Here is a 4,264-nt window from a genome sequence, read left to right as displayed (position 1 = left end):
AGACCGCCCATGCCGCGTCGGTGAAGACCTCACAACCGTTCCTGTCTGTCATGCCCCGAATATGGGAATAGCACTCAAGCTCTAACAGGCCTTAGTCTCGCCTGCTCTAACCTAAGAAACAGCAACTCGTTTATTCCTTTCCGGAGGAAATGATTTAGTGATGCCCCCGAAGCTCATCTGCCAATGCGCACTGCTCTGTCGCCGCTCTGTCAGGAGACGCCAAAATCGTAATCATGCTTTCCTCTACTATCAGAGTGTTAGGAAGAGCGTTTATTCGCATCGGCTCTGGAGACTGGCCCCTACCAAACCGTTGATCGCTCGAATGCTGCGCTCGATCTTTCGGCGTCTGTCCTACAATCTAGCTCAACGAGAGAGCCGAAACCGCCGTCGCCGCTGTTCGCCTGATTCTCGAAAGCATTTACTCGGAATGTCACAAGGCTGCCGCCCGGCCGCACCCGCCCCGCAACCCGACTCAGCCGAAACAGCAAGGGGAAGCAAAACAGCTAGTGGGCACACCAATGCACCGTTGGTGCATCATAACCAAAAGCTTTATAGCTCGGCGGTACAGTGTGTCCTTACCCAAAGTCGGATTTCCACTAATGATCGCGTCTAGGCCGCTTCCGATTGTGCCTGATCCTATAGAGAGTGAACATCTACTTTCGTGGATAAGCCGTCTTGCCTCAAGATATAGCATGACAAGTGTCCGCTTTCTTGAGTCCCTCACGCAGGAGGAGCAATTCGCCAAAGAGCCAACCACGGCCGCGGATTGCATCAACCTTGATCGCATCCTCAGCACTCTTTCGAAGCGGACCGGCGTTAAGCATGCGGCATTGCAGCAGATGCGGCCGTCGGCCACGGGCGGGCAAAACTGGTGCAGAGATCGGCCAGCTTGGTGCCGAAGCTGCGTCCGCGATGATCTCCGCTCATTCGGAGAGGCGGTCGGTCGGACTGCTTGCTACAGCCATTCGTACCTGGTGTGCAGTCTTCATGCTGAATTGCTCGCCGACTACTGTCCCCGTTGCGCGAAACGCACTTCGGAACCGGTACCTATCGGCGGACGGCTTAGGCTGACCTGCCGAAAATGCATTGAGCTGTTCGAACAGATGCTTGAGCGTCAGGAGCCTTTAGATGGCCTGTCCCTGCTCACGTTCGGTCCGGGCGCATTTGGTCAGCTTCGCCAGTTTCAGTTAGAACTGACAGACGCCCTGAATGGAAGCATGCCTCAGGGTCCGTGGAGCTTAGGTGAGAGTCCAGCTGAATTCGTGGATACGGTGACCGACCTTTGTGCCAGTTATGTCGGACCGCCGGTGGAGAACGTTAATCGGCCGGTCGACCTGTCCCGATACAATACCCGGGATGTCGCAGGCGGACTCGCCTCCGCAGCATCCGTTCTCGCGCTTCTCGATGGAACAGACATCGGAATCCAATACTTCTCACCACTCACAGCGCTTTCGGGCCGGCCTCTAGGGCTCGCCGACTTTTTGTCGCACATGAGTGTTGCGGAGATGGCTTGGCTACGCAATCGCCAGCATGGAAAAGCAAGCGTGCTGTCGCATAGGCTGCATGATTTCGCGGGGCCGGTTCAATATAGGATCAGCACCCTCACCGGCTTGCCTATGGGTCCATCTGGCTGGCGAATGGCGTCGGCGGCAATGCGAGGGAGGTACGCTCAGACAAAAAATTCTTTGCAGCATAACTTAAAGCAATGCAATGGAATGGAAGCAACGCCGATTCAAGTTGCAGAAGAACTATTAAATATATTGGAACTAGAAAATACAATCTCACACACCCGATTCGGGTACTCTAACAAAGGAGATCGAGAGGACGCACTCCGTCGATGTTCATCGAGACTGGAGGAAAGTCTAACGGATTTAAAGACGAGCACCAGCGGCAGACTCTCTAGCCGCGAGGAGTTCGACGCGCTGCGGGCCAAATTAGGCGAACGCCTTGCCATTATACACTATCTTCAAGGGCGCAAGCGACGCACCATTCTCGCTGCGCTAGCCAGAGTAGCTTCATTGGGCGCGAACGCATCAGAGACCCGCGCCCTCGCGACCAACGACGAAGCCTTCGTACGAAACCTGTAATGCTAACATTCGGCAAACTGATTGTTGGAGCTAGCAGCGCGGCAAATTACCTCGACGAGATCGTCCCGCAGGATGGCTGCCCTGCTTGGGCCCCCAGCGCGCAAAGAATCGTGGAACAGGTGCTTGGCATAGATTTGAGCCGACCGCCTACCAGCACCGAACTGGCGCGATTGCTCTTAGCTTGCCGCGCCGATAACGGACGAATGTGGCCGGCAAGAACCAGACGCCGCACGGTTTGCGGCTTTGATTTCGTTCTGCAGCCGCACAAATCTGTGGCATTGGCATTAGTGTTCGCCCCAACTGTAGACGAGGCATCTGCAATATGGGGCTGCATAAGCCGTGCCAACAACATAGCCATGGAGCTGCTCGCTTCTATTCTCGGCCAAGCCCGCAAAGGGAAAATGGGTGCGGGCGGAACTGAGCCCGGCTGCACAACATGGCTATCAATTCGGCATCGGACTGCATGGGGTACTCTTGCCGCTAAGGTGGGCAGAAATGGTACGAAGGCAGACTCCACGGTGCGCGTCCAGGGTGATCCAGCTGTCCACATTCACAACGTTCTTTTCAACCTCGTGGTCACGCTCGACGGCCGTATCGGCTCACTTGATAGCCAACGCCTTTCAAGGGCCGTAGTCCATCTCTGTGGCGCGCGCTTTCAGGTCGAGCTCGCATGCGAGTTGCGCGCACTCGGTATACATGTGACATGCGGGAAAGACGGCGCTTCAGCTGTCTTGCCAGCCGTCGACTCCCGAGCAGTGGAGTTCTTTTCGAAACGCAATAGGGTCATCGGTTCAATTGCGCGGCGGTTTGCCGAGAGAGTCGGACGCCGGTGGGAGGATCTCAGCGAGAAGGATGATCTTGCTTGGTTGCGCAGATCTGCAGAAATATCGCGGCTCGGTGGTTTGCGTACCCTACCCAATATGCAGGGCTGGATCGAGGACGCTAGCGAAATTGGCTGGAAGCACAAAAGCGTCGTAAGAGAATTCAAGCCACGCCAAATGTCAAAAGCAGAGCGGATTGAATGCGCGTGCACTAATGCTACAGCCCAGGCAAAAGCTACGATAGCATCGGATACTGCGTTGAACGAGGTCTGGCTAAGGGTATTCGCAATGCGCGGACTGATCGGAGCCGGACTTTGTGAAAAAGCTGATATAGAATTAGTTTCTGAACATCTACGCGATTTTTGTGAACACGCATCATCAACTTCAATATACCGCACTTGCAAACGCGACCACAGTTTTCAGGGCGCTATTCTTGACGCGCTTTGGTCCAACTTGGCGGTAAACCGGCAACCTCACAGTGAGTGTGGCACCACCTTGCATGCCAATAATGTTGGGATCAAGCGGCTCGCTGTCGAGAGAGAGATTTCCACAATCGAGGGTCATCCTTATGCAAGATCGGCAAAGAATGGACGCGGGATGGCGCGGCAGAACACCCGCTTTGAGAGTAACATGAAAGAGATGGAAAACGATTCCCAAATGCTTGACCGCGCTGAGAAGATCCGGCGTGCCATTGCTCCTTCAATCATTGCTATGGCGCCGGATGATAGTGCGAGTTCGGGCTGATGGGTTTGACCAGCCCCCACGAGGGGGTCCAGGCGGATTTTTAGTGGAGCATGGCTGCAGCTTGGCCTGAGTTGGAGAATGGCGGGCCAGCGGGGGACGGCGGAGTTGGTGTCAGGATGACGTCTGGGGCAGGCGGTCGGTAGCGCAGCGAGGAATGTGGATGGGCGGTGTTGTAGTGCCTGCGCCATTGCTCGATCAGGATCTTGGCTTCAGCGAGCGTGTTGAACACCTCCATGTTGAGCAACTCGTCGCGCAGCTTGCCGTTGAAGCTCTCGACATACCCGTTCTTCTCTAATCGTGGGCACGTGCGTCAAGCAGTGGTGCTGTCCCGCGTGGGTTTCACGCTTCTCTTCGGGGTCGGCGCATCGGCCGCCCCAGGATGGGGTTCTAAAAGGGGGGGCGGGACCAATCTCCCTTACGCGCCCTCGGCACCCAGGGATGCCCGGAGCAGGAACGGCTTCGTCCTCGCCTCACCCTCGTCCCCACGGGGACACCACTCCGCGACGCGCGCGGATCTCGTTGGAGCGGCTGGTCCGATTACGCGGCGGCCCTCCCGAGCGGTTGGAACGTGGTTCCGTCGGACCACATGCGGTGCAGGACCACAGCCAGGCG

2 protein-coding genes and 2 pseudogenes are annotated in these 4,264 nt (G+C 56.4%); 3 read left to right on the top strand and 1 reads right to left on the bottom strand.

The genetic code is table 11. The features are described from left to right. Window positions 1-518 precede the first annotated feature (518 nt). The 3 genes and pseudogenes from EP26_RS38865 to mobF all read left to right on the top strand — a co-directional run. A pseudogene (locus EP26_RS38865) lies at window positions 519-986 on the top strand (TniQ family protein); the annotation flags it as partial. A gap of 117 nt (window positions 987-1,103) precedes the next feature. Further along, window positions 1,104-2,087: a hypothetical protein gene (locus EP26_RS34265; RefSeq protein ID WP_245624572.1), complete on the top strand. Its 984-nt coding sequence runs from the start codon at window positions 1,104-1,106 to the stop codon at window positions 2,085-2,087. After that, complete coding sequence (gene mobF, locus EP26_RS34260) at window positions 2,087-3,652, top strand: MobF family relaxase (protein WP_084113162.1); 1,566 nt, start codon at window positions 2,087-2,089, stop codon at window positions 3,650-3,652. The genes EP26_RS34265 and mobF overlap by 1 nt, the downstream gene beginning before the upstream one ends. A gap of 40 nt (window positions 3,653-3,692) precedes the next feature. On the opposite strand, the pseudogene EP26_RS34255 reads toward mobF, so the two are convergent. After that, window positions 3,693-3,941 (bottom strand): annotated as a pseudogene (locus EP26_RS34255) (integrase core domain-containing protein); the annotation flags it as partial. Between the last annotated feature and the right edge of the window lie 323 nt (window positions 3,942-4,264).

Origin of the sequence: Belnapia moabensis DSM 16746, from assembly GCF_000745835.1 — a bacterium.
In the GTDB taxonomy this organism is placed as follows: domain Bacteria; phylum Pseudomonadota; class Alphaproteobacteria; order Acetobacterales; family Acetobacteraceae; genus Belnapia; species Belnapia moabensis.
This window is presented reverse-complemented; position numbering and strand designations above follow the sequence as displayed.